Annotated in this window: 20 protein-coding genes; 8 read left to right on the forward strand and 12 right to left on the reverse strand. The window is 36.6% G+C overall.

The window, feature by feature from the left end; all coding sequences use genetic code 11:
• The first annotated feature begins 3 nt into the window (after window positions 1–3).
• Together F596_RS10740 and F596_RS0101780 are read left to right on the forward strand one after the other, a co-directional pair.
• Window positions 4–6,177 carry a hypothetical protein gene (locus F596_RS10740; RefSeq protein ID WP_019035629.1) on the forward strand — a complete coding sequence of 2,058 codons (6,174 nt, stop codon included), beginning with the start codon at window positions 4–6 and terminating at the stop codon, window positions 6,175–6,177.
• A gap of 36 nt (window positions 6,178–6,213) precedes the next feature.
• Complete coding sequence (locus F596_RS0101780; protein WP_019035630.1) at window positions 6,214–6,456, forward strand: hypothetical protein; 243 nt, start codon at window positions 6,214–6,216, stop codon at window positions 6,454–6,456.
• A 93-nt stretch (window positions 6,457–6,549) separates the two neighbouring features.
• Here F596_RS0101780 and F596_RS0101785 read toward each other — a convergent pair whose 3' ends face one another.
• The 3 genes from F596_RS0101785 to F596_RS0101795 form a co-directional block, all read right to left on the reverse strand.
• Entirely contained in the window at window positions 6,550–7,113 is a 564-nt protein-coding gene (locus tag F596_RS0101785) for a Maf-like protein (RefSeq protein WP_008451035.1), read from the reverse strand.
• Window positions 7,114–7,201: 88 nt separating this feature from the next.
• The gene (locus F596_RS0101790) at window positions 7,202–7,720 is read right to left on the reverse strand and encodes a KdsC family phosphatase (protein ID WP_008451062.1); all 519 of its coding nucleotides are present in this window, start codon (window positions 7,718–7,720) and stop codon (window positions 7,202–7,204) included.
• Window positions 7,717–8,505: a Rossmann-like and DUF2520 domain-containing protein gene (locus F596_RS0101795; RefSeq protein WP_019035632.1), complete on the reverse strand. Its 789-nt coding sequence runs from the start codon at window positions 8,503–8,505 to the stop codon at window positions 7,717–7,719. Before F596_RS0101795 ends, F596_RS0101790 begins: the two co-directional genes overlap by 4 nt.
• 82 nt (window positions 8,506–8,587) lie before the next feature.
• On the opposite strand from F596_RS0101795, the gene kdsB reads away from it, so the two are divergent.
• Window positions 8,588–9,325 carry a 3-deoxy-manno-octulosonate cytidylyltransferase gene (gene kdsB / locus F596_RS0101800; RefSeq protein WP_019035633.1) on the forward strand — a complete coding sequence of 246 codons (738 nt, stop codon included), beginning with the start codon at window positions 8,588–8,590 and terminating at the stop codon, window positions 9,323–9,325.
• Between the two features lie 87 nt (window positions 9,326–9,412).
• Complete coding sequence (locus tag F596_RS0101805) at window positions 9,413–11,185, forward strand: DNA polymerase III subunit gamma/tau (RefSeq protein WP_019035634.1); 1,773 nt, start codon at window positions 9,413–9,415, stop codon at window positions 11,183–11,185.
• A gap of 49 nt (window positions 11,186–11,234) precedes the next feature.
• On the opposite strand, the gene F596_RS0101810 is transcribed toward F596_RS0101805, so the two are convergent.
• The 8 genes from F596_RS0101810 to nusB all read right to left on the reverse strand — a co-directional run bounded on the left by F596_RS0101810 (window position 11,235) and on the right by nusB (window position 19,708).
• The gene (locus F596_RS0101810; RefSeq protein ID WP_019035635.1) at window positions 11,235–12,692 is read right to left on the reverse strand and encodes a TrkH family potassium uptake protein; all 1,458 of its coding nucleotides are present in this window, start codon (window positions 12,690–12,692) and stop codon (window positions 11,235–11,237) included.
• 5 nt (window positions 12,693–12,697) lie between these two features.
• Window positions 12,698–14,038, reverse strand: a complete 1,341-nt coding sequence (gene trkA, locus F596_RS0101815; RefSeq protein WP_008451150.1) for a Trk system potassium transporter TrkA — start codon at window positions 14,036–14,038, stop codon at window positions 12,698–12,700.
• A gap of 12 nt (window positions 14,039–14,050) precedes the next feature.
• The gene (gene dxs / locus F596_RS0101820) at window positions 14,051–15,979 is read right to left on the reverse strand and encodes a 1-deoxy-D-xylulose-5-phosphate synthase (RefSeq protein ID WP_019035636.1); all 1,929 of its coding nucleotides are present in this window, start codon (window positions 15,977–15,979) and stop codon (window positions 14,051–14,053) included.
• Window positions 15,980–16,208: 229 nt separating this feature from the next.
• Window positions 16,209–16,655 carry a DUF5606 family protein gene (locus tag F596_RS0101825; RefSeq protein ID WP_019035637.1) on the reverse strand — a complete coding sequence of 149 codons (447 nt, stop codon included), beginning with the start codon at window positions 16,653–16,655 and terminating at the stop codon, window positions 16,209–16,211.
• Window positions 16,656–16,676: 21 nt separating this feature from the next.
• Window positions 16,677–17,255 (reverse strand): dephospho-CoA kinase, encoded by a 579-nt coding sequence (gene coaE, locus F596_RS0101830; protein WP_019035638.1) that lies wholly within the window; start codon window positions 17,253–17,255, stop codon window positions 16,677–16,679.
• The gene (locus tag F596_RS0101835; protein ID WP_024992680.1) at window positions 17,252–18,262 is read right to left on the reverse strand and encodes a CdaR family protein; all 1,011 of its coding nucleotides are present in this window, start codon (window positions 18,260–18,262) and stop codon (window positions 17,252–17,254) included. Before F596_RS0101835 ends, coaE begins: the two co-directional genes overlap by 4 nt.
• Window positions 18,263–18,310: 48 nt before the next feature.
• On the reverse strand, window positions 18,311–18,634 hold the full coding sequence (gene yajC / locus F596_RS0101840; protein WP_019035640.1) for a preprotein translocase subunit YajC: 324 nt from the start codon (window positions 18,632–18,634) through the stop codon (window positions 18,311–18,313).
• A 57-nt stretch (window positions 18,635–18,691) separates the two neighbouring features.
• Window positions 18,692–19,708, reverse strand: a complete 1,017-nt coding sequence (gene nusB / locus F596_RS0101845) for a transcription antitermination factor NusB (RefSeq protein WP_024992679.1) — start codon at window positions 19,706–19,708, stop codon at window positions 18,692–18,694.
• Between the two features lie 262 nt (window positions 19,709–19,970).
• Here nusB and F596_RS0101850 point away from each other — a divergent pair, with 262 nt between their 5' ends.
• From F596_RS0101850 to aroB, 4 genes are all read left to right on the forward strand, one after another.
• Window positions 19,971–20,561 carry a 50S ribosomal protein L25/general stress protein Ctc gene (locus F596_RS0101850; protein WP_008451095.1) on the forward strand — a complete coding sequence of 197 codons (591 nt, stop codon included), beginning with the start codon at window positions 19,971–19,973 and terminating at the stop codon, window positions 20,559–20,561.
• A 39-nt stretch (window positions 20,562–20,600) separates the two neighbouring features.
• On the forward strand, window positions 20,601–21,173 hold the full coding sequence (gene pth / locus F596_RS0101855; protein WP_019035642.1) for an aminoacyl-tRNA hydrolase: 573 nt from the start codon (window positions 20,601–20,603) through the stop codon (window positions 21,171–21,173).
• A 1-nt stretch (window position 21,174) separates the two neighbouring features.
• Entirely contained in the window at window positions 21,175–21,588 is a 414-nt protein-coding gene (locus tag F596_RS0101860) for an RNA-binding S4 domain-containing protein (protein WP_019035643.1), read from the forward strand.
• A 78-nt stretch (window positions 21,589–21,666) separates the two neighbouring features.
• Entirely contained in the window at window positions 21,667–22,713 is a 1,047-nt protein-coding gene (aroB, locus tag F596_RS0101865) for a 3-dehydroquinate synthase (protein WP_019035644.1), read from the forward strand.
• A gap of 93 nt (window positions 22,714–22,806) precedes the next feature.
• Here the strand turns inward: aroB and F596_RS0101870 are convergent.
• Window positions 22,807–23,073 (reverse strand): transposase (locus F596_RS0101870; RefSeq protein ID WP_019035645.1); only part of this gene is annotated, 267 nt, incomplete at its 5' end.

The raw sequence follows: 23,073 nt of genomic DNA on the forward strand, positions 1-23,073 counted from the left end.
ATTATGCCAAATAAGATTACATACACGATTACAACATCCGATGGTAAGCAACATCAGGTATCAAAAGAGAATATGGATAAGTACGGCATTCAGTCGTATGCAGATGCCTATAAAGGTGCAACCATTCGTATGCGTGATAGCAAAAAGGGAGATTACGACATACCATTGTCGCATTATAATGATGCTAAGGCGCAAGGGTTGCATGCTTTTTCATTAGAGCATCTTCCTCCTGCACCTGCTAAACAACAGCCACGCCAAGCAGCACCACCTAAGCCACATACTACATCTGTTGTAAGCCAACCTACACGACCAGCAAGCAAGCCTACCACTGGTGGTAAACCAATGACCGCAGCAGAAAAGGCACAAGCAATGAACTTCGTAGCAGGTATTCAGCAAGGAGTTCAGCGCAGAAAACAGCAGTTCGACACAACCATGCAGCGTGCTAAGGCGCAACAGAAGAACCCATTAAACGTACAACGTGTTACTTTGGGCATAGGTGGAACGAAGCCTACAATGACTGCAAACAAGCGTGTAATGCAGGGAGAGAGCAAGCTAAACGCACAAACAGGAAAGTTAGAACCTACCTACATTACCGAGGCTGGTAATGTTTATCAGGGCGACCGCACACAGGCTGATGCTGAACAAAATCAGATTGATGACGCTAAAGAAGCACAACTACACCCAATCGACCACGAATTAAAGGAGGCATACGCTGAAAGAGAACGTTTAGCACGTGAACTGGGTAGAAGAGGAACAGAACTTGATGCAGAAGCACTTAAACCAAGCTGGCGTGATATACCACATGGTAGTGGCGGTGCAATTCATACTTTCAACTCAGCAACAAGTAATGGACGTTTGGCAGACAATGAATGGAAAGCCTTATTAGCAGCAAAAAATCAGAACCAACAGCGTATTGTTGCACTCGAAGCTGAACGTGATAAGGCTGAGGCTGGTTTTTGGCGTGGTGTAACAGATACTTTCAAGAACCCATCTTTTTGGACGTTCGGTTATACTGATATGCTTGATACTTCTACTATGCTCAACTATGGTGGCAAGAAGACACAGCGACAGAAAGATGCCGACCAAGCGATGATTGAGAATATTTACAAGAACCAAGAGGCGCAAAGTAAGTATGGGGGCAATCGTGGCTTCATGTATCGTGCAGGTGGAATTACCGCACAAGCTATTCCGTTTATGATAGAGTTTGCTGCAACAGACGGTCTTTCAGGATTGACACAAGCAGGAACTAAGGCTGGAGCAAAGATAGCCGAAAAGGTAGCTACTAAGGCATTGACAAAGAAGTTAATCAAATATACTGGTACTACCCTCGGAGACATTGCAGCAGGTGTTGTTATGGCTAATACTACTGGTGCAGCACGTACTGCATCGGATATTGGACAAAGACATCTCGGACATGTAGAACAGGACGAGCATGGCAATTACCATTTTGCTGGTGGCGAAGACTGGGGTACAGCTATTCGTAAAGGAGAGATAGCACAGGGACTTGAATACTATACAGAAAAGCTCGGTGTACACCTTGAAGGCTTACCCATTGGTAAAACTATTGCAAAAGGTCTTGACAAAATCGGTCTTAGTAAGGTTACAGCAGCGTTAAATCGTGCTGGTACTTCGCAGTACGCCCAATTGGGAACCAAAATAATGAACCGTGTAGGAGTTAATGGATATATCAATGAGGTTGCAGAGGAAGAGGCAAACATCGTCCTCAACTCCATGCTTGTTGGCGACAATAAGATGAGCGACTTGTTTGATGGTCGTACACAGGCAGACATTTGGGGTGGTATGTTATTCTCTGTTGGTGCAATGGAAGCAGCTCCGAAACTTGCTGGCGCAGTAGACTATTACAGAACGAAGAAAAGCGTTAAGGATGCCGATACCGTTGCTGCTTACAGAATGACACAGGAGAAATGGCAACCTTTTAGAGACCAAATAGACAATGCTACCAACGAGAAAATGGCAGACGTTGTAAATGGTATTATTCAAAATCCCGACCTCCAGAAGCAAGAGAAGGAAGCAGCGTTGAACTATGCAGGTAATCTTATTAAGTTCAGAGGCTTCAACACTGCCCAATCTGCAAAGGCTAAAGAGTTAGAAGAGTCTGGAGCAAAAGATGATGAGACTATCATTCATCAGTCTATGGATAATGCTTATATTCAGGGACACGAGGCAAGCGATGAACAGAAGAATGACATCAAGACTCGCTATGAGTATGCTGAACAACAGTTAAGCGAAGCATTAGGCACAGAAGATGTCTCAGGTTATAGCGTTGATGACTTCCTTGACAATAAGGAGAACCTCAACGATAAACAGAAGCAAGCTGCAATTGACTACCTAAACGCCAAATCTGCATACAATGGTATGATTAGTCAGGTTAAGGACAACATCGACGATGCAATTAAGGCAAGCGATATGGCTATTGATAACCATACACACGAAGATGGCAATATCTATCCTGCCACTATGAAGGTGGATAACCGAAAGGTGTATGTTGTTGGTGGTTATGTACAGATGAATGATGACGGAACAGGCATTGATCATGCTAAATCAAGTGAAAGTATTATGGTACGTGATGCCGAAACTGGAAAAACAGAAATGGTAGCACCTACTGCAATCTTATCTGTTGATGAGGCTACCAACGCAGAAGAAGAGAAAGCTAATGCAGCGGAAAGCATACGTCAGACTTATGCACAGCAGGAAGCAAATAAGATTGACGGAACACTTGAGTTCAATGTTGGAGACACCTATTCAGTTATTGGAGAAGACAACTCGCAGCATACATTACAGGTAATAGGCGATGCTGTTGATGAAAAGACAGGTCAGCCAATACCAAATATGGTAATGGTAAGTGTAGACGGTTCACAGCAGCCTACAATGTTGCCCAAGGCGCAGGTGCAGGAGATGAGCGATGGCGATAATATGTTGCGTTTAAGTCAGTCGTTGAAACAGCGTGAGGAAGCAAAGGCAGCAGAAAACAAGTCTTCCAACACGTACAGCCTCAATGATGAGGTAACGCTCACTGATGAGAATGGGAATGTTGTTCGTGGAAGCATCACGGCAGACCAAAACGAAGACGGAATGTTTGAGGTTTACACAGAAGAGCCAATCAATGGCAAAAAGGTTAATCTGTTCAGCGCAGAAGAACTTGATACACTCAATCCTGATGTTCAGACAAAGGAGGAAACACCGCAGACGTCCAACAATGAATTTGAGGGCGAACCAGCACAAACCGAAAGTGTAGTAAATTTACCACAAAACGCTGAAACAATCAGTGAATCACGTGTAGAAAGTGCGGAAAATTCTCAGCAATACCTATCAGCCTTTGAGCGTATTCCTAAGGACGAGCAAGGACAGCCTATATATGAACAGGCAGAACCTGAAACAGCATGGGATGCTATTGTAGAGCAGACTGGAGGCGATGAAGCAATGGCGCAGACAGTTGCCGATAATATGGTAGCCGACATGGAGGCTGCCGTTAAAAAGGCTGAGAAAATCAAAACAAAGGGTGGTACTACCATTGCAGAGAAAATTGCAGCGGAGAAAGAACGCAGTGCTGCCATAGAACAGGCGAAGCATACTCTTGCACATTGGAAAAAGATTGCATCAACCAATAGTATGCGTCAAGCTGCTATTCATGCAGAGGAGAACCGTAAAGCGGAAGAAGCTGCACGTCTTCGGAAGGAGCAGAAGGATAAGGAGCGTACAGAGCGTGAGGAAGCTGAGCGACAGAAGCGTGAAGCTTTGAACGGTGTTCCTGATTTTGTGGAAGACAAGGCAAGTGATGCACGTGCAAGAGGTTACAGACGTGTAAACGGTGATAAGGTGAACAGACAAGAGCCACTTGCAGCCGTACAAGGAAAAGATGTGCAGGTAAAGTTCGATGATAAGAATATTCCATCTGGACATGTAGCACTTATTGACGCTGATGAATTACAGCCAAGCCATAAGAACGGGCAGCGTAATCCATTACACTTCATTGACGAGGCTCAGCCAAAGGAGCGTAAGGACGATGCAAGTAAGGAGGCAGCACGTAAGATTGCATCAAATATTCGTCCCGAGGAAATAACATCGTCTGTTACTGCATACACAGGTGCGCCAACGGTAAACAGCCGTGGCGAGGTTATTCAGGGTAATAACAGAAGTGCTGCCTTAAAAGAGATGTGGGCAGCATACAAAGACCAGGGTGAGAAATATAAACAGTACTTAATAGACCATGCAGCAGAATTGGGACTTAATTCTGATAAGGTCAGAGCTATGGAGAAACCTATACTCGTTAATATGCTTGATGTGAACGATGATGATGCCATTGCACTGGGTCAATTCGTGGCAAGCGACACTGAAAGCGGAGGTGTAGAACGCATCAAGCCTAAGAATGTAGTGAAGAAGTTGGGCGATAAGATGAAGAATTTTGCAAGTCTTCTTTTACGTACTACAGATGAAGATATGTCTTTCTCTGAACTCATAGACCGCAATGGCGTTGATGTGCTAAAGTGGATGAACGCCAATGGCTCAATTACTCCCACACAGTATAAGAGTGCATTTGATAGCAAAGGTAACTTGACGGCAGAAGCCAAGAATGACCTTAAAGGCGTAATGTATCAGAGCATCTTCGAGGGTGGCAGCACGCAACTCGAAGAAATGTTCAATGCTTTACCAGCCAAGGCGCAAAAGGCTATCCTAGCAACTACTTATAGAGATTATGACAGTCCACAGAGTGAACGCATGGTAGAGGAAATTCAAAACTCTATCATGGCTTATTATGCCCTTTCGCATGATGCTCAGTTTATGGCTGCAACCAATCACAAGGATGCTCGTATGGCTGTTGAGGCATGGCAGCGCCAGTATGCTATTGATGATAATACAGGCGAAAGCTATCTTCCAGCAGAGAAATATAGTAACTTTGCGCTGTTGCTTGCTACAATGTATAAGGGCGATAATCAGAGATTTATACAGGGTACGTTCAACAAGATGTACGACCTTATTCAAGGTACACAGGAAGAAACTTTGTTTGAGCAGCCAGACAATACACCACGTTCACTTGTTGAGGCTATCAAGGAAACATTAAACATAGATTACAATGGACAACAAAGAAACAATGTACTGGTTGGCGGTACTACAACAAGCCAACGAGGGGAACAAGGAAGCAATGGAAACTCTACAACAGGAGGACGAAGTGAGAGTAGCGATGGGGCAGAAGCCAATCAAGGAGGAACTGAAGCAGAAAGCAGAGGAAACCGAGGACAAGGAAACTTGGAAAGCCTTGCAGAAAGGCAAGGTTATTTGGGAGATACCAAAGAAGTAAAAATTTCAGATGAAGTAGACGAAGATGGTTCTCCATTTGTAAAAACATCTACTGGTACAACCGTATTTGGTGAAATAAAAAAGGGATGTGGGCTTACACCTGCTCCTATAAAACTTAGTCTTGGCAATAGTAAGTATGGTCTAATTCATCTTGAAAAGAGACATGGAGACCAAATAAGAGGTGCAGGATTTGACACAGTTGAAGAATTTGTTGAGTTTGTATGTAAGAATTACAAGCAGATAAAACAAGGTGAAAACAGCTTAGGTGAGCAAAATGGGATTTATCTTATACAAATAGAAGACGAACATAACAATACCCTTTATATTGAATTATCAACAAATGGTAAGTATTGGGGTGTAAATAGTGGTGGCGTTTTTAGAAAAGGATACGGAAAAAATAAGAAAGAAGTATGGTCTGCGTCCGAGGTGCAGAGTAAGCAGTCGGTTGCTGATAGTACTTTGCGAGAAAAGGATAAAGCCGACACCCCTATTTCTCCTAACGGTAATGTACCCACTACTTCTGCGAGCAAAGATAAGCAATCTTCTGATACAAAGCAAGAAAAATCGGATGAAACTGCTAAAAAAGAAGCTGTCAGTGAAGATTTGTTTACAATGGCTGAACGTGTTGCAGCAGAAGATAAGGCAAAACGTATACGCAAAAAGGAGGAAGCAAAGGTTGATACCAATCCTATTGAGAGCAGCGAGAGGACGAAGCCAGAGACCAAGAATAGACTGGTAACGGATGAACGCTATGAGGAGCTGAAAAAGCGCATGAGAGCAAAGCTACGTGGTCAGCTTAATTTAGGTGTAGCCCCTGAGATGTTGGCTATCGGTGCAGAAATGGCAGTGTACCACATCTAAAAGGGCGCACGTGCCTTTGGAGCCTATGCAAAGGAAATGATTTCTGACCTTGGAGACGCAATTCGTCCATATCTCAAAGCATTCTACAACGATGCAAGAGATTTACCAGAGATGGCAGAACTATCTAAGGAAATGACCTCTTATAGTGATGTTAGTGCCTTTGATGTAGATACTATCGGCAATGATGGCGAAGAGGTAGACCGTCTATCTGATTTCTATGCAAACGAGAAAGATGCTAATAGAGCTATAAAGGAACTTTGTCAAGGCTGGAGTTATTAACAATAAACAGTTAGCAGAACTGCGTACAGGTTAAATCTTATTTATCATAATTCTCATTATATTAATCTTATGCTTGTTTCATGAAATTTAATACTAAATTATTTCACATAGTTCTTCCCATAACCTCTGCACGGGAAGCCCCATTACGTTAAAGTAACTACCATTTATAGAAGTTACACCAACATAACCTATCCACTCTTGAATGCCATATGCTCCAGCTTTATCAAATGGCTTATATTTGTGTATATAATAATTTATTTCGCTTTCTTTCAAAACTTTAAAAGTAACGTCTGTAGATACTGAGAAGTGACGCTGTAAAGTATTAGTTGTTATGCATACTCCAGTTACTACCTTATGCTTTTTCCCACTGATTGACTGTAACATATACTTAGCTTGGTTTTCATTCTTAGGTTTTCCTAACACTTGATTACCCAAGACAACTATAGTATCAGCTGTAATAATTAATTCGTTTTCTTCTATACTCTCCTTATATGCTTTGGCTTTAAGACATGCTATATATTCAGCTATATCCATAGTTGGTAGATTTTTAGGATATTCTTCAGATATATTGGGCAATACTTTTACTTCAAATTTAATTCCTAAGCCCATTAATAATTCGCGCCGACGAGGAGAATTACTTGCTAAAATTATTTTCATAATCAAAATAACAAGATAAGTTTAATATGCATATTTAAACTAATAATATATATATATATGTTGGATATATATTTTAACTGAAATAGGATTACCAACCAAATGCTTTAGCATTCATCAACCATTTACCTTGAGCCTTTAATACTTGTTCTATAATATCACGTGCAATACCTTTGCCACCGATAAAATCGCTAATATAATTAGATATTTGCTTTATTTCTGTGCAAGCATCTTTAGGACAGCAAGGACAACCACAGTGCTGCATTACTTCATAATCAGGAATATCGTCTCCTACATAAATAACTTCCTCTGCATGCAATTTATGTTTATGAAGAAAATTATTCCAAGATTGTATTTTTACAGAGCAGTTAAGATAAATATCTTCCACTCCAAGATAAGCATAACGCTTTCTAATATATTCATTCCTACCACCTGTTATAATAGCTACTTTAAGCCCCAATCGAATAGCTAATTGTATAGCATATCCGTCTTTTACATTCATTGTGCGTATAGGCTCACCATTATTATCCATAATAACAGTAGAGGCTGACAACACTCCATCAACGTCAAAAACTAAAGCTTTAATTTTTTTTAGATTATAATTTATCATAATGTTTTTTTTTTAGAAGAGCTCATATCATAAATATTTTGCGAAAAGTTTTTATAAAGTTCTTGCCATTGAGGATTATCATGCATTAATTTAATATGTTTCTCTATAATATTCTTATCACCTCGAACAGCTGGTCCTGTTTGCGCTTCTTTTGGTTGTAAATAGCTAACCTTCTTTGTAGTTTCATATATTAGAGGTAATAAAACTTTAAAAGGTATTCCATGTTGTGCTAAAATATCTTGTCCTATTGAATAACAATGATTTACAAAGTTACAAACCCATACAGCGGATAGATGTATATATTGTCGCACCTCACTTGTAAGTGTATATACATTTATAGAAATCTTCTTTGCTAGCATTTCTAACTGTTGAGAAACTTCTATACTATTTCCCTCTATAAATATAGGAATATTTTCAAAATTAACGTAACTATTTTTGGAAAAAGTTTGTAATGGATAGAATACACCATATTTATTTACTTTATTCTTAAAAACATCACAACTCATTGAACCTGCTGTATGAAGAAAAATTCCTGTTTTTATATGTGAACAAACATCTATTATCAATTGTTCCAAGACATTGTCTTTTACAGAAAAAATGTAATAATCAGCATCATCTACTATTTCTTGTACATCTATTGTCCAATTACAGACAAGAATATCTGATAAAAGTTTTGCAGATTTCTTAGTCCTACTATATACCTGCACCACTTCTATACCTGCTTTTTTAAAAGCTTTACCCAAATTAGTAGCTAAATTCCCCGCCCCTATTAAAACCACTTTCATACCAAACAAAATTACAATTTATATTGGAATTTCACAAATAAATTTTACCTTTGTTTTCCATAATAATTAAAATAAAGAGAAGATGAAGTTTGTTGGAATTATCCCTGCACGTTATGCTTCTTCACGTTTTCCAGGGAAGCCCTTAGCTATCTTAAGAGGTAAAATGGTGATAGAGCGTGTATACATGCAGGTAAAAAAAGCACTTAAAGATGTTTATGTTGCTACTGATGACGAAAGAATATATGAAGCTGTAAAAAGCTTTCATGGCAATGTTATTATGACAAATAATAAGCATAAAAGTGGTACAGATAGAATCTGTGAAGCTATAGATAAGATAGGAGAAAAATATGATGTTGTTATAAATATACAAGGTGATGAACCTTTTATCCAAGCAAGCCAGATAAAAACAGTAATAGATTGTTTTGATGACTCTCAAACACAAATAGCTACATTAGGTAAACGCTTTGATAAAATAGAAGATGTACAAAATCCTAATTCTCCAAAGATTGTATTAGATAATAATAATTATGCAATGTATTTTTCACGCTCTCCTATTCCGTTCATTCGTGGGAAAGAAACTAAAGAATGGCTTGCTAATTTTCCGTTTTTAAAACATATAGGGCTGTATGCTTATAAAACAGAAGTATTGAAAGAAATAAGTAAGTTACAACAATCCCCTCTTGAGATAGCAGAAAGCCTTGAACAATTGCGTTGGCTTCAGAATGGTTATAAAATAAAAGTAGGTATTACAGATATAGAAACTATTGGTATCGACACGCCTGAAGATCTACAAAAAGCTGAGATTTTTTTAACTCGTTAAGACTTAAAAAAGTATAGTAATTGACTATATAATCAGTCTTTTTATATAAATTTGCAAAAAGAATAAACATATAAGACGAAATAAATTATGAGCGAATACATTGTATCAGCACGTAAATACAGACCTGCTACTTTTAGTTCTGTAGTAGGGCAAAATTCCTTAACTACAACATTAAAGAATGCTGTCATAAGTGGAAAACTCGCACATGCCTATCTTTTTTGTGGTCCTCGTGGAGTAGGTAAAACTACTACTGCAAGAATATTTGCTAAAGCAATAAACTGTGAACATCCAGCTTCAGACGGTGAAGCATGTAATGAATGTGAAAGCTGTAAAGCTTTTAATGAAGGAAGAAGTTATAATATATTCGAATTAGATGCTGCAAGCAATAACTCTGTAGAAAACATAAAAGAACTAATGGAGCAAACTCGTATACCTCCACAAATAGGCAAATATAAAGTATTTATAATAGATGAGGTGCATATGCTTTCATCACAAGCTTTTAATGCCTTTCTTAAAACTTTAGAAGAGCCACCAGCACAAATAATATTTATTCTTGCTACAACAGAAAAACATAAAATTCTACCTACTATTTTATCACGATGTCAGATATATGATTTTGAGCGTATGTCAGTAGCCGACATTATAAAACACCTTGAAAAAGTAGCTGAAAAAGAAAATATTACTTATGAAGAGAGTGCGCTCAATGTCATTGCAGAAAAAGCTGATGGGGGTATGCGTGATGCTCTTTCAATATTTGATCAAGTAGCAAGTTTCTCACAAGGTAAAATAACTTATCAAAAAGTTACAGAAGATCTTAATGTGTTAGATATAGATAATTATTTCGACATTATAGACCTATCTTTACAAAATAAGGTCAGTGAAATTATGCTATTTCTTAATAATGCTATTAACAGAGGTTTCGATCCTGGTAGAATAATAAACGGATTAGCTGCCCATGTACGCAATATACTTATGGCAAAAGATACATCAACATTGCCTTTAATAGAGGTTAGCAAGCAACAAATGGAACGTTATAAGAATCAGGCATCAAAATGTCCTGTAAAGTTTCTATACAAAGCATTAGAAAAAATGAATCAATGTGATATTAATTATAGACAAAGCTCTAATAAACGACTTCTTGCAGAAATAACACTTATTGAAGTAGCACAGATAACGCAAATAGATGATAATGCTGATGACTCCTCATCGGGGCGTAGCCCCAAAAGATTAAAAAGCCTGTTTAAGAAAATAAAGATTAGTACTCAACAGAAAACAGTTTTGCAGGTAGCTGGGAGTACTAAACATACAAATGAGGTTAAACCTTCTTCCTCTAACAACAATAGTACAGATGTTTCTTCTTCACAACGAACAGCAAAGCAAGTAAAACTCAATTTGCAGCTTAGCAGCATAGGCAATTCTTTTGGCCATCTTCTGAAAAATGATAAAAAAGATAATGCCATAATAGAAGATGCAGAGATAATTAATAAAAATGATAATGAAACTTTTACAGAAGAAGAATTGCTAATACAATGGCGAGCTATGTGCTCTAGAATGCCTAAAAGTATGCAAGCTTTAGCTTCAAGAATGAAGAATATAACACCAACCATTACTACTTTCCCTGAAATTCAAGTTCTTGCAGAAAATAATATCCAGCTCAACGAACTATTGGCTATAAAGTCAAGGATACGTTCTACTATGGCTAAAGAACTAAGAAATGGTAAAATAAATATACTTATAAGATTAGCAGAAAAGGACGAGATTATACCCGTCCTTTCACCATATGAAACACTCGAAAAACTTAAAAGAGAAAACAAAGCTATTACTCTACTTATAGATACTTTCAATCTCGATTTAGGATAAAATATATCTTATCAACAATACATTTTATAAAATACTATAAAGATATGTTTTAGTTATTCTTCCAATAATCTCGAGAAAACAGTACTAAAACGCCAAAGAACTCTAAACGTCCTAAAAGCATCAAACAAGAACACATCCATTTTATAGCATCAGGAAAGGCTGCCCATGACTGCGTAGGACCTACCTCCTTGCCAAATGCAGGACCTACATTACTAAGACAACTTATAGTAACAGTAATAGAATCTATATCATTCAAACCAAGCATAATCATTATAAAAGCACTTATAAACACTACACCTATATATAATCCTATAAAAGATACTACAGTTACACGTTGTTTCATTGGAATATTAACGCCATCTATCTTCATAGGCAGCACAGCATTAGGATGTATAATCTGCCTAAACTCATTTCTCAATACTTTAAAAAGCATCACTATTCGTATACTTTTCACACCACCACTTGTAGAACCAGAGCAGCCACCTATCACCATACCTACTGTAAGAATAACCCACGTTATATGAGGCCACAATCCTGCATCATCACTAAAACACCCTGTTGTTGTAATAATAGAACATACCTGACACAAGGCACTACGAATAGCATGTTCTATTTCGTAGTGATTATATCTTACCAATTCAAAAGCTATAAAACCTGAAAAGAATAATACCATAATAGTATAAAACTTTATCTCACTATTCTTTAATAAAGTTTTAATATTTAGTCCTGTAGCTGAAGCATAAAGTACTGTAAAATTGACACCAGAAATAAAACAAAAAAAAGCTACAGCATAGTCGAGCGCAGGTTTGTGAAAACCCATTATAGATGTACTCGATGTACCGAAACCACCTGTTGCTGTAGTAGCCATAGAATAATTACAAGCATCAAACCACCCCATTCCACATACTTTATATGAAAGTAAACATATAATGGTTAGAACTATATAAACTACCCAAATCCACTTTGAACCTGTAGTCAACCTCGGATGAAGTTTACTCTTTATAGGGCCTGTAGACTCTGCATCAAAAACTTTCACCGATCCGCCTACTAAAGAAGGTAATATAGCAACAGTAAAAAAGACAATCCCCAAGCCACCTATCCAATGAGTTAAAGAACGCCAAAATAAAAGACCTTGAGGAAATTTCTCTGGAAAATTAATAATAGATGCTCCTGTCGTAGTAAATCCAGACATCATTTCAAAATAAGCATCAGTGAAACTACTCAAATAACCACTTATAAGAAAAGGCAAAGTAGCAAATGAAGAGAATAATACCCAAATTATAGTAACTACAAAATAGGCATCTTTTCTGCTTAAATTATTATCTGCATTAATACCATATAAACGGAATAGTAACCCTACCAAAGCAGTAATGCCAATACTCCACATAAAAGGATAAACATCATTACCTCTATAAAACAAAGCTACTACAAGGCATACTAACATCAACATAGCTTCTAAGACGAGCAAAGAACCTATGATTTTACTTATCAATTTAATATTTAACATTTCTCTTATAGAAATAAATTTTCTACTTTCTTCAAATCAACATTGTGACAAAACATCACTACAATATCTCCTGCCTGAATATGACTATTACCAGAAACAAGGATTCCTTCATTGCCACGTACAACCCCTCCTATTATTACTCCTTGGGGTAGATGAATATCTTTTACCTCTTTTTGAGTTATTTTAGAACCTTCTACTGGAATAAACTCTGCAACATCTGCATTTACAGACATAAGAAATTTAACGTTTTCTACATTTGCATCGAGCATCATTTGGTATATATGACTTGCTGCTACTGCTTTTTTATTAACAAGAGTACCTATATCTAGACTCTCTGCCATATAATAATAATCTTCATTCTCTACCATTGCTACCGTCTTACGCACTCCTTTTTCTTTAGCTGTAAGACAAGCTAAAATATTTGTTTCTGCATTAGATGCTAACGATACAAAAGCTTGGGTACTAAGAATACCTTCTTCTGTTAACAAACTAAGATCACGACCATCACCATTTATTACCAAAGTATCTTCTTTTAATACCTCATTAAGATACTCACAGCGATCAATGTCTTGTTCTATAACTTTTACATTCATATAATCTGGCAATATCTCTACTGCCCTAACAGCAGTACTTCCACCACCCATAATCATTACGTTTTTAACATCTACATAATGTTCCTTGCCTACTACCTTACGAAGATAAGGGATATAATTCTTTGTTGTCATAAAGTACACTAAATCGTGCTTCTTTAAAACACTATTACCACCTGGTATAATTGTTTCACCATGACGTTTAATAGCAAGCACATGATAAGGCTCCTCTGGTCCTGCTGTTTCCTTTAAAGGTCTATCTAAAATAGTACAAGTACTACGAAGCTTAATACAAAGCATTACCAAAGCACCACCATGAACGTCCCATCTTTGGCGCACCCATGACATCTTCAAACCATTTACAATATCCTTTGCTGCTAATAAGTCTGGAAGCACTATACTATTAATACCCATCGACTTAAACTCTGCCAAGTTATTAGCCTCTACATATTCCGGATTATCTACCTTAGCCACTGTTTTCTTTGCTCCTAAACTATGGGCAATAAGACAAGAAGTGAGATTTACATGCTCGTCAGGTGTTACTGCAACAAATAAATCAGCATCTTGTACCCCTGCTTCTTTCTGTGCCTTAAAGCTAGAAGGAGATGCGTCTATTGTTAACAAATCATATTCACTACTTAAATTATCAAGGTTTTCGGAGTTTCCACTTATAAGTGTTATGTCATGTTTATCACGTGCTAACAGCTTAGACAAATAAGTTCCAATAACATATGCTCCTGCTATAACTATCTTCATTATATTTATTTTTTATTGTAAAACAGTTTCTAAACCGTTTATTATTTCTTTCTTTATTCCACATATATCTATACCACAGATATGTTTTAGCTCTTCCACTGTTCCTTGTTCTACAAAAGTGTCTGGCAAACCTAAACGGACAATATGAGGAGTGAAGCCGTGATCGCTCATCCATTCTGATATAGCTGTTCCTAATCCACCAGCTCTTACGCCGTCCTCTACCGTTATAACATAGCTAAACGTCTGCCCTACATATTGTAGAATAGCTTCATCTAAAGGTTTCAAAAAACGCATATCATAATGAGCTATCAAAGAAGTTTTATTAAATTTCTTTTCCAATTCAATAGCATCTATAGCACGTTCTACATCATTGCCTATAGTACCAATACTCAATACTGCTAACTTATTACCTTCACGTATCTTACGCCCTTTACCTACAGTTATTTCTTCTAAAGGACATTCCCAATCATTTAACACACCATTGCCACGAGGATAACGAATAACGAAAGTACCTTTATCGGGTAACTGTGCTGTATACATTAACTTACGTAACTCGTGCTCATTCATAGGAGCAGATATAGTAAGATTAGGTATAGGACGAAGAAAAGCTAAGTCGAAAGCACCATGATGAGTAGCTCCATCTTCACCCACCAAGCCTGCACGGTCTAAACAAAGCACTACGGGTAAATTAAGAATGGCAGCATCATGAATAATATTATCATATGCACGTTGTAAAAACGAACTATAAATATTACAAAAAGGAATAAGACCATCTTTTGCCATACCTGCAGAAAATGTTACAGCATGCCCCTCTGCTATACCAACATCGAAACAGCGTTCAGGTATTTCGTCCATAACAATATTCATAGAGCACCCTGTAGGCATAGCAGGCGTAACACCTACAATAGCATTATTTTGTCGAGCTAATTCGAGCAAAGTCTTACCAAAGACATATTGATATTTAGGGGGATTAACTTTAGATGATACCTGCTCTATACGTTCGCCTGTAGCTGGATCAAACTTGCCTGGTGCATGCCAAACAGTAGCACTTTTCTCTGCAGGCTCATAACCCTTACCTTTTACTGTTCGTAAATGAAGCAACTTGGGGCCTTTCATATCCTTCAACTGCCTAAGAATACGTACTAACTCGCTTACATTATTACCATCAAAAGGACCAAAATAACGTATATTCATTCCTTCAAAAATATTCTGCTGACGAGCAAGAACCGATTTCAAAGAATTAGTAAGACGAATAATGCCTTTCTTACGTTCTTCTGTTAACAGTCCCTTCTTTTCAAACCATATAGATGCACGATTGCGAATCTTATTATAAGTTTCATTAGTATTCAAACCTATAAGATATTGCTCCATGCCGCCTACAGCACGATCTATAGACATTTCGTTGTCATTTAATATAATAAGAAGATCGTTAGGCTGACTAGAAACATTATTCAGTCCCTCATAAGCTAAACCGCCACTCATAGCACCATCGCCAATTATTGCCACCACATGACGTTTTTTATTCTGTAATTTAGCTGCAACAGCCATACCTAACGCAGCTGAAATAGAGTTAGAAGCATGGCCACAAGTAAAAGTATCATATTCACTTTCCTTTGGAGAAGGAAAAGGCATAAGACCATGCAGCTTCCTATTAGTATAAAAAATATCACCACGACCCGTAATAATCTTATGACCATATGCTTGATGCCCAACATCCCACACTATACGATCATCAGGAGTATTAAAGACATAATGACAAGCTATAGTAATTTCTGTAGCACCCAAACTCGAAGCCAAATGACCCGGATTTACAGCTACCTCTTCTATTATCTTGCTCCGCAACTCCTTACATACTTCTGGAAGTGATTCTATCGGCAAACTTCTCAAATCGGAAGGATATCTTATCTGCCCTAAGTATTTATACTTATTATCGCTCAACATTATCGTAGATAAAAATGACTATGGCTGCAAAGATACGCTAAATAGCTTAAAAGGCAAAGACTTTTAAAAGTAATTTGCTAATGACTACTATTATATAAACTCTAAATAAGCCTATAATAAAGAAAAACCAGCAAGTGTTGTATCTATTTTTTCACACTTGCTGGTTAATAGCATAATACACCATAGCTTATATTATTATTATAAAAAGCTATAAAATGCATCTAAAACATTATTCTTGCTGCTGACGGTCCTGAATATGATCGCCCTTAGTAGGCTTCATTTCTTCCTCAAAATCGGTAACTCCTGCTTTTATAAGAAGGTCATACCATTGTAATAACTTTTTAATATCACTATTATGCACTCTGTCGCGATCGAAAGAAGGAAGCACTTCTGCAAAATAACATTGAAGCTCTTTTGATGAGGCTTTGCGCCAATTAAGCGAACATTCTTTACCTTCTTCCTTATCACGCACCTTGGCAAGAACCTCACCAAGTGGCATATCTTCACTCTCTGTAAATATAGCTATATCAGCAAGGCTGGTAACACGATCCGTGGCAAATATAGGCTGACGTTTTTTTGTTTCATCAAGAACTTCCACTATAAGATTATTATTACCACGGCTTACTAACTTGTAAAGACCCGGTTTTCCGGAAATTGAAAGAATTGTTTGTAACATTTTCTCTTAATCTTTTTATTATTATATATTTTTACTATCTTTTTGTAAGGAGGCAAGAATTGCAGATATCTGCTTATCAAGATCCTTTTTACCATCATTTATAATATTATAATTGCTGCGAGCCAATATCTCACACTGTGGCAACTGACGCTTAAGCCATGCACGTGCCTTATCCTCTGTTATGTTATCACGACACATTATACGATATATACGTACTTTCTCAGGAGCTGTTACACACACCACCTTATCTATTTTTATACGCTTATCGAAACCACTATCAAAAAATATTGCACTTTCTATCCAGTCGTAACCAGACGATATAAAATCGGTTGCTACTACAGGGTGAACTATGTCGTTAATAGCTTTTACATGCTGAGAATCGGAAAGAAGATAACGTGTCAATACAGCTTTTTGTAATATACCATTTACAAAGATATTCTTACCTACCAGATTACTTAACTGCTGCTGAATAACAGCAGAAGAAGACATCAATCTTTTAGCCCGTGCATCACTATCGTATACTGCTATTCCGCGCTGTTGAAGAAGCTTGCAGACGTACGATTTACCACTACCTATACCTCCTGTAATTGCTATTTTCATCGTTGTTCTATAACATAATCGACAGATGTTGTTGTAAGCTGAACATTACGAATATCTGTAGGACTCGCTGCAATATAAATACGACATTTATCTGAATGTCCTTCCACCAACTTACTATAATCGGCTACTACTTTAAAACCTGTAGGTAACAGCTCTTTTGTCTCGCTGTTTCTTGGCATAGACTGTAACCTAAAAGCACCTACAATAAACCTTACATTTACCTTACCCGGAAAAGTTCTTAACACCTTATCCTTAGGAATATTAATAGCCTCTATAGGTACTGAAACCGTCTCTTCTGTAAGAACATCAGGCGTTATTTTCATGCGTACCTTATTAGGAATACACTTTGCTCGGGCTATCTTACGAAGATTAACATCTACATCTTTAGTCTCGGTTAGTTTTGTTATATACTGTTTCTCTGTGTATACACTCTTGATACTATCCAAAGTAGCCTTATCAGCATATACTGTTACCAGGTCGGGAGTAAAAAGAGTATGAGATATGTTATAACTGCCATTAGAGGCAACATATCCCAAAAACTTCACAGGAACACGCTTATGTAACCCATAATTATAAGTAAAACTAAGATTGTCCACCTTTAAAGAAACTATACGAGTACCTTTATTAAGCTGATTTTGTATCTGACGCTGAATATCAACCAAAGAAACAGTACCATGCCCTCTATCATCGTTATACAAACGAAAACTTACCAAGACAGGTTTTAGCACTTTTGTAAACTCGTATGCAGCTATAACAAAACCTTTATCACGTACAGTAAAACGAACTATAGTGTCAGGATCTTCTGTTATAACAACATTTTTAGGAATGTCTATCAACTTCATATTAACAGTCAGCTCACTTTCATACGTCTCGTTTAAAGTCATCATAAGCCAAAATGCTCCACTTAAAAACAAGAAGAATAAAAAAACGAGGAACTCCTTGCTGAATATCTTCAATAAGAAGTTCCTTGCCGTATCTAATGTAAATATCGAGCGAATAGACATCATTTAAATTCCACCTTTATATAAAATTAGGTGATAGTAATATAACTCTTTTTATTTCTGAGCTTGTGCCTGAGATGCTTTAACATCAGCAAAAACATAGCTCTTATCTACTGTTATAACTACACCTTTAGAAATTTCTATATCTATTTTACCTGTTGTTAGGTCTATACGCTTTACTGTTCCGTATATACCACCACCTGTAACTACAGAGTCGCCATCTTTTAAAGCATTCTGAAAAGCACGAATCTGCTTTTGCTTCTTTTGTTGAGGACGAATCATAAAGAAATACATTATTACAAAGATGGCTACCATCATAAAAATCATAGAATAACCACCACCTTGTGATTGAGCTACTAATAAAATTTCTGTATTCATTATTTATTTATTTGTTATCTTAATATTAATAATTTACACTATATCTCGTAAAAACAATTAGTTGACATTATGCTTTTCATTTGCTACACTACGAAAACTACGCTTAGCTTCTATAGTCCTATTATATTTTCTGCGTTGCTGAGACTCAGGCATAGGTTTTAGTAGCTTACCCACTTCTATTAAATGGCGAGCTATACTATCTAACATACCATTAATATAACCACCACTACGCGGAGTACTATATAGCTTAGCAAGATTAACATACTCATTTATAGAAACGTTAATAGGGATATTAGGAAAATTAACCATTTCGGCTATTGCTATTTGCATTATAACAACGTCCATATATGCAAGACGAGAAAAATCCCAGTTACGGCTCGCCTGGCTCATATAACTCTGATAAACCTCTGCATTTATAATAGTAGCGCGAAAAAGATCAATAGCAAACTTGCGATCTTCGTCGTCCTTAAATTCTGGCAACAACTCCTGGTCTGCCCCTTTTACAGGATCAAAACGCTTAATAGTCTTTACAACAAACGTATCTACTATCTCTTTATCGTCATTCCAATAAATACTTTTATCTTCTAAATATGCATCTATTAGCTCATTGTTTTCTATAATATGCCGATAAAGCTTACGCCACAACTCACGATCTGCATCATAAGAAGCATCATCACTTAAGATGTAATCTTTAAAAATATCGCTCTCCTCTATATCATTACATATCTTGCGCACAAGCTCTATATCATCGTCCCAACAATAACTCTGATTAGATAAAAAAGCATTCAGCTGATTATTCTCTTCTAACTGTAAAGCAAACTTATTATTAATAAAACGATCTGAAGGCATTTGTAACTCCTCACGCTTTGCTTTTCGCTGTAAAAGATCAAAACGGCGACGCTCCTCTTGAGTTACTGCAACTATCAAGCCTAAAAGAAAATTATACAAATCATAAGCTTTTGAAAGACTTAATAACAACTCTTTCTCTGCTGTATCCATATTACGACTACCATTTTGATAGTATCCATAGGTTAACTGAACAACCTTTATTCGAATTAATTCTCTGTTAATCATCTTGCGAGTTATTGTGCTTCTTCAATAATTTATGATTGCAAATGTAGGAATTTTTCCACGTTTGCACAAGTAAAAGATATTATTTTATGCTTTTTTTAGTTGCCTATTATCTTGTTTGCTAAAAAAAGCGTACCTTTGTAACGCTTTTTGCAAATTGAGAACAAGAGAAGGTTATTAATAATATATCCCTATTCTCGACAAGCATCTCAGTGTGTGATGGCGAATTAACATTCATATTAATTTAGAGTAACACAACACAATTATGAAAGAAATTAAGTTGTCAGGTCAGAAGCGTAACGACCTTGGGAAAAAAGCTTCACGTTTAATGCGTAAGGAAGGCTTAGTGCCATGTAATCTTTATGGTGAAAAGAAAGAAAATGGTCTTCCTGTAGCAGTCTCTTTTTCATCGCCTATGTCTGAGCTTCGTAAGCTTGTTTATACACCAAATATATATGGTGTAGAGCTAACAATAGATGGTGAAAAGCATTTGGCTGTAATGAAGGACTTGCAATTTCACCCTACGACAGATGCTCTTTTACATGTAGACTTCTATGAGGTAACAGAAGAAAAGCCTATCGTAATGGGAGTTCCTGTTAAGCTTTCTGGTCTTGCACAAGGTGTTCGCGATGGTGGTCGATTGAATATGTCTATTCGTAAGATCAATGTTAAAGCTCCTTTCAATAAAATGCCAGAAACTTTAAATATTGATGTAACCAATCTTCAGCTTGGCAAAGCTATAAAGGTAGGCGATTTAAGTTTTGAAGGTTTGGAATTAGTAACTTCTAAAGAGGTAGTAGTTTGTTCTATTAAGGCTACACGTAATTCGCGTACTGCTGCAACTACCGCTGAATAATTTTATCTTTGAACAAACTAAAATATTAGTTTAACAAAATTGGATAAATATTTAATATGTGGTCTTGGTAACCCTGGTAATGAGTATGAGGGTACCAGACATAATACGGGATTTATGGTATTGGACGCTTTAGCTAAAGCGTCCAATGCTGTTTTTGAGGATAAGCGTTATGGTTTTATCGCAGAATTTACCTTAAAAGGCAGGAAGATTATCCTTCTAAAGCCTACTACATTTATGAATCTATCGGGAAATGCTGTGCGCTATTGGCTTAATAAGGAGAATATAGATCAAAGTCGTTTATTAGTAATATCCGATGATATTGCCTTGCCACTTGGTGCGTTTCGTTTAAAAGGAAGTGGATCAAATGGAGGACATAATGGCTTAGGTAATATTGAACAACTTATAGGTAAGGATTATCCTCGACTGAGAATGGGCATAGGAAACGATTATGCCAAAGGGAAACAAGTGGACTGGGTATTAGGTCATTATTCTGAAGAAGACATGAAAATATTACAGCCCTCTATCGATTTAGCTGGAGACATTATAAAAAGTTTTGTACTTTCAGGGCTTGGATTTACTATGAACGAATATAATAAACTGGGAAAGAAATAATATGAGCGATATAGCACGAATAGATAAATGGCTATGGGCTGCACGAATATTTAAGACACGCTCTTTAGCTGCTAATGCTTGCAAAAATGGTCGTGTTACAGTATCAGGAGTAAGCAGGAAGCCTTCCCATAATATAAAAGTAGGCGATGTGGTAAGTGTTAAGAAAGCTCCCATCACTTATTCCTTTAAAGTGCTTAAAACCATTGAGCAACGTGTAGGAGCTAAACTTATACCTGAAGTTTACGAAAATGTTACCGATGCCAAACAATATGAACTTTTAGAGATGAGTCGTATAAGTGGTTTTGTAGACAGAGCAAGGGGCACAGGGCGTCCTACTAAGAAAGAACGACGCGCAATGGAGGCATTTATCTATTTAGATGATTGTGATTTAGATAATGAAGAAGACCTTGATTAAAAAACTTATAATCAATAAAACATTTTTAGAAGGTCATATTATTTTTTTATTTCATCATACGTTTTTATAAAATAGTACATGCTTCAAAACATTATCTCCTCACACAACCTGTCTTTAGACATTGCTACAATAATAGCAAAATGTGAACATGACAAGATTTTTATATTAGTGGACGAAAACACCAAAAGAGAATGTTTACCACTAATAAAAGACTATTATTGCTTAAAAAAAGCAGAAACTATAACTATAAAAGCATCGGATATTAATAAAAATATTAATACTGTTATAGATGTTTGGACTTCTTTACAAACACTTGGAGCTACTCGACACTCAGTATTAATAAATCTTGGGGGAGGAATGGTAACTGATCTTGGAGGATTTGCTGCATCTACATTTAAAAGAGGTATAAAATTTATAAACATTCCAACTACTCTTCTTGCTATGGTAGATGCCAGTGTTGGAGGCAAAACTGGAATTAATTTTAGGGGATTAAAAAACGAAATAGGAGTATTTAATAATCCCTTTTCTGTTGTTTTGAACACGCAATGGTTAAAAACCTTAGATCATGAAAATATACTAAGTGGATTTGCAGAAATGTTAAAACATAGCCTTATTAGTAATGAAACTATGTGGGCAGAACATGTTAATTTTGATCTTTTTAAGCCTAACCTAAAAAAGCTCTCATCTATGCTCACTCAAAATATAAAGGTAAAAGAAGATATTGTCTTACAAGACCCAACAGAGAAAAATATAAGAAAAGCTTTAAACTTTGGGCATACATTTGGCCATGCCTTTGAAAGTTGGGCTATAAAACGCAAACCCATACTTCATGGATACGCTGTAGCTTATGGATTGATACCAGAACTCTTCATATCTATGTATAAAAAAGGATTCCCTACGGACAAACTTAGACAAACTGTTCTTTTCATTCAACAGAACTATGGCACTCTTAACATTACATGCGATGATTATACAGAAATTATAAAGTATATGCATCATGACAAAAAAAATAGTGGAAACGATATAAATATTACTCTATTAAGCAATATTGGTAATATCTGTATTAACCAGACTATAACAGAAAAAGAAATAAAAGAAGCCTTAGATTTCTTTAGAGAAGGATAACCATATATAATAACATTATGTAGACTTAATGCTAACTTTTATTATACAAACAACAATCCTTTAACAAACAAATAATAACTATTTAGTCGTCCCTTAAAAACTATATTTCAGCATAAAGTTTGTACTGACAAGCTTTATGCTGATTCTTTTTATAAGGCACAAAAGAGCTCTCATAGCTCTTTTGAAGTTATATGCTGCCGCAGCTAATAATACATTGATAGCATCTCCTTTCACACCTTTATAAAAGTTGCGAGATAATCGGTGGTCTGCTTTAAGATGTCCTATTGTTGGTTCTATACCTGCTCGTTTACAAAATAGTTTGTGTTTCTTTTTCTTTTGGTAGTAGCTGTCTTTAGCTTT

This window comes from Prevotella amnii DSM 23384 = JCM 14753 (assembly GCF_000378745.1).
Classification (GTDB): Bacteria; Bacteroidota; Bacteroidia; order Bacteroidales; family Bacteroidaceae; genus Prevotella; species Prevotella amnii.